Genomic DNA, 3,040 nt, shown 5'->3' with positions numbered 1-3,040 from the left:
CGCTGCGGTGCCGCCACCTGGGCGTCCGAGGCGCCCGGACAATGGCGGTGCGAACGCGACGCGGGCCGGCGCTACTGGCACCACGCGCCTGCCCCGTTGCCGTGAGGACGGCGCGCCATCACCCCGGCGTGCGAGCGGTAAAACGCGCCCGGGCCCGCCAGTCGCCAAAACCCGGCTCACAACTTGCTATGCTGGTTGCAGGAGGCACCAGTTATGCAGAAGTTCGATGAGATGTACACGATGCTGCCGTTCGACGGCAGCGACGTGCGCCCCCACTACAAGCGCTACGGCCAATGGTTGTCGGGCCAGCCAGACGAGGCCATGCAGGCGCGCCGCGCCGAGGCCGAGATGATCTTCCGCCGGGTGGGCATCACCTTCGCGGTGTACGGCGCCAAGGACGAGGACGGCGCCGGCACCGAGCGGCTCATTCCCTTCGACCTGATCCCCCGCATCATCCCCGCGCACGAGTGGGCGCGCATGCAGCAGGGGCTGGTGCAGCGCGTCACGGCGCTCAACCGCTTCATCCACGACGTCTACCACGGCCAGGACATCCTGCACGCCGGCATCATCCCCTCGGACCTGATCCTCAAGAACGCCCAGTACCGGCCCGAGATGGCCGGCGTGGACGTGCCGCGCGATCTGTACGCGCACATCGCCGGCATCGACATCGTGCGCGCCCCGGACGCGAGCGGCAACGGCATCTACTACGTGCTGGAAGACAACCTGCGCGTGCCCTCGGGCGTGTCGTACATGCTGGAAAACCGCAAGATGATGATGCGGCTTTTCCCGGAGCTGTTCCGCACGCACCGCGTGGCGCCGGTCGCCCACTATCCCGACCTGCTGCTGGACACCCTGCGCGCGAGCGCCCCCGCCGCCACGGCGCAGCCGACGGTGGTGGTGCTCACGCCCGGCATGTACAACAGCGCGTACTTCGAGCACGCCTTCCTCGCGCAGCAGATGGGCGTGGAACTGGTCGAGGGCCAGGACCTCGTGGTCAAGGACAACTTCGTGTACATGCGCACCACGCGCGGCCTCAAGCAGGTGGACGTGATCTACCGCCGCGTGGACGACGACTTTCTCGACCCCCAGGTCTTCCGCCCCACCTCCACCCTGGGCTGCGCGGGTCTCATGAACGCCTACCGCGCAGGCAACGTGGCGATCTGCAACGCCGTGGGCACGGGCATCGCCGACGACAAGTCGGTGTACCCCTACGTGCCCGACATGATCCGCTTCTACCTGGGCGAGGAGCCCATCCTCGCCAACGTGCCCACCTGGGTGTGCCGCAAGCCCGACGACCTGGCCTACGTGCTGGACCACCTGCACGAACTGGTCGTGAAGGAAGTGCACGGCGCCGGCGGCTACGGCATGCTGATCGGTCCGGCCGCGACGAAAGCCGAGATCGAGGAGTTCCGCGCCGCGGTGCTGGCCAACCCCTCGGGCTACATCGCCCAGCCCACGCTGTCGCTCTCCAGCTGCCCGACCTACGTGGAGTCGGGCATCGCCCCGCGCCACATCGATCTGCGCCCCTTCGTGCTGAGCGGCCAGAAGGTGCAGATGGCCGCCGGCGGCCTGACGCGCGTCGCGCTCAAGGAGGGCTCGCTCGTGGTGAATTCATCGCAGGGCGGGGGCACCAAGGACACCTGGGTGCTGGGAGAAGAAGGGAGCGTTGCATGACGCATCAGACCCTTCGTTTCGAAATTTCTGCCGGGGAGACCGCATGCTGAGCCGCACTGCCGATCACTTGTTCTGGATGTCCCGCTATACCGAGCGGGCGGAAAACACCGCCCGCATGCTCAACGTGAGCTACGAGACCTCGCTGCTCCCGCAGTCGGCCGACGTGGCGCAGGAGAGCTGGCTGGGCCTGCTGTCGATCAGCGAGCTGATCCCCGCCTATACCGCGCGGCACGGCGAGGTCACGCGCGAAGGGGTGCTGGAGTTCATGGTGCGCGATGGCAACAACCCGTCGTCCATCCTGTCGTGCCTGCGCGCCGCGCGCGAGAACGCCCGGGCCGTGCGCGGGGCGCTCACCACCGAGGTGTGGGAGACGCAGAACCAGACCTGGCTGGAACTGCACCGCCAGCTCGAAGGCAGCCTGTTCGAGCGCGATCCGGGCCAGTTCTTCGAATGGGTCAAGTACCGCTCGCACCTGTCGCGCGGGGTGACGCTGGGCACCATGCTGCAGGACGAGGCGTTCCATTTCCTGCGGCTGGGCACGTTCCTCGAACGCTCGGACAACACTGCGCGGTTGCTGGACGTGAAGTTCCACGCGGTGCAGAGCGATTTCCACGGCTCGGGCACGCGCGACCGCAGCCGCGCCGCGCCGCAGGAGTTCGACTTCTACCACTGGAGCGCCATCCTGCGCAGCGTGTCGGCGTTCGAGGTGTACCGCCGCGTGTACCGCGACGTCATCACGCCCGAGCGCGTGGCCGACCTGCTCATCCTGCGCCGCGACATGCCGCGCTCGCTGCACGCCAGCCTGCACGAGGTGGGTGAGAACCTCGCGGTGGTGGCCAACGACCAGTCGTCGGAGACCCAGCGCAAGGCGGGCCGGCTGCTGGCCGACCTGCGCTACGGCCGCATCGACGAGATCCTGTCCACCGGGCTGCATGCGTACCTCACGCAGTTCCTGGACCGGGTGAACGAACTGGGCGCGGGCATCAGCCGCGACTTCCTAGTGCCCGTGCCGGCCTGAAGCACGGCCCGCCGCGGCTCATGGGGCCGGGGCGCGAGGCGGCGCTGCCGGCCACGGCCGTGCCGCCCGCTGCGGCGCATTCGGGCACGGCCCGGTTCACGGGCGGGGTGGGCATGCCGTAGGACTGCATCGCCATGGCCTCCAGTTCGCCCGAGGCCCGCGCGCATTGCAGCTCGGCGATCACCTCGGCGCGCGTGCGGCCTGCGGGGGCATCCATCGCAACCACTCGGGGCGCGGTCGCGGCTGCGGTGGCCGCATCCTGTGGCGTGCTGGTCTGGGCCGTGGCCAGGGAGCCGGCCAGCAGGGCGCAGGCGGCGAGGGCCGTGCGCGCCGGGCTGGGCGAGGGGA

3 protein-coding genes are annotated in these 3,040 nt (G+C 69.3%); 2 read left to right on the top strand and 1 reads right to left on the bottom strand.

The window, feature by feature from the left end:
* Positions 1–213: 213 nt before the first annotated feature.
* Together AC27KI_RS21865 and AC27KI_RS21860 are read left to right on the top strand one after the other, a co-directional pair.
* Positions 214–1,674 (top strand): circularly permuted type 2 ATP-grasp protein, encoded by a 1,461-nt coding sequence (locus AC27KI_RS21865; protein WP_272568087.1) that lies wholly within the window; start codon positions 214–216, stop codon positions 1,672–1,674.
* Between the two features lie 43 nt (positions 1,675–1,717).
* On the top strand, positions 1,718–2,692 hold the full coding sequence (locus AC27KI_RS21860) for an alpha-E domain-containing protein (protein WP_272568093.1): 975 nt from the start codon (positions 1,718–1,720) through the stop codon (positions 2,690–2,692).
* On the opposite strand, the gene AC27KI_RS21855 is transcribed toward AC27KI_RS21860, so the two are convergent.
* Positions 2,658–3,040: hypothetical protein (locus AC27KI_RS21855; RefSeq protein WP_487115801.1), on the bottom strand; the 383-nt coding region annotated here is incomplete at its 5' end. The two genes, AC27KI_RS21860 and AC27KI_RS21855, sit on opposite strands and share 35 nt — an antisense overlap.

This window comes from Acidovorax sp. KPB24-03 (genome assembly GCF_057546605.1).
Note: the sequence above shows the minus strand (reverse complement) of the source record. Positions and strands in the feature narration are given on the sequence as shown.

Excerpts from the sequence above, each read along its gene's own strand:
- AC27KI_RS21865 (WP_272568087.1), top strand. The coding sequence starts at position 214 with ATGCAGAAGTTCGATGAGATGTACACGATGCTGCCGTTCGACGGCAGC.
- AC27KI_RS21860 (WP_272568093.1), top strand. The coding sequence starts at position 1,718 with ATGCTGAGCCGCACTGCCGATCACTTGTTCTGGATGTCCCGCTATACC.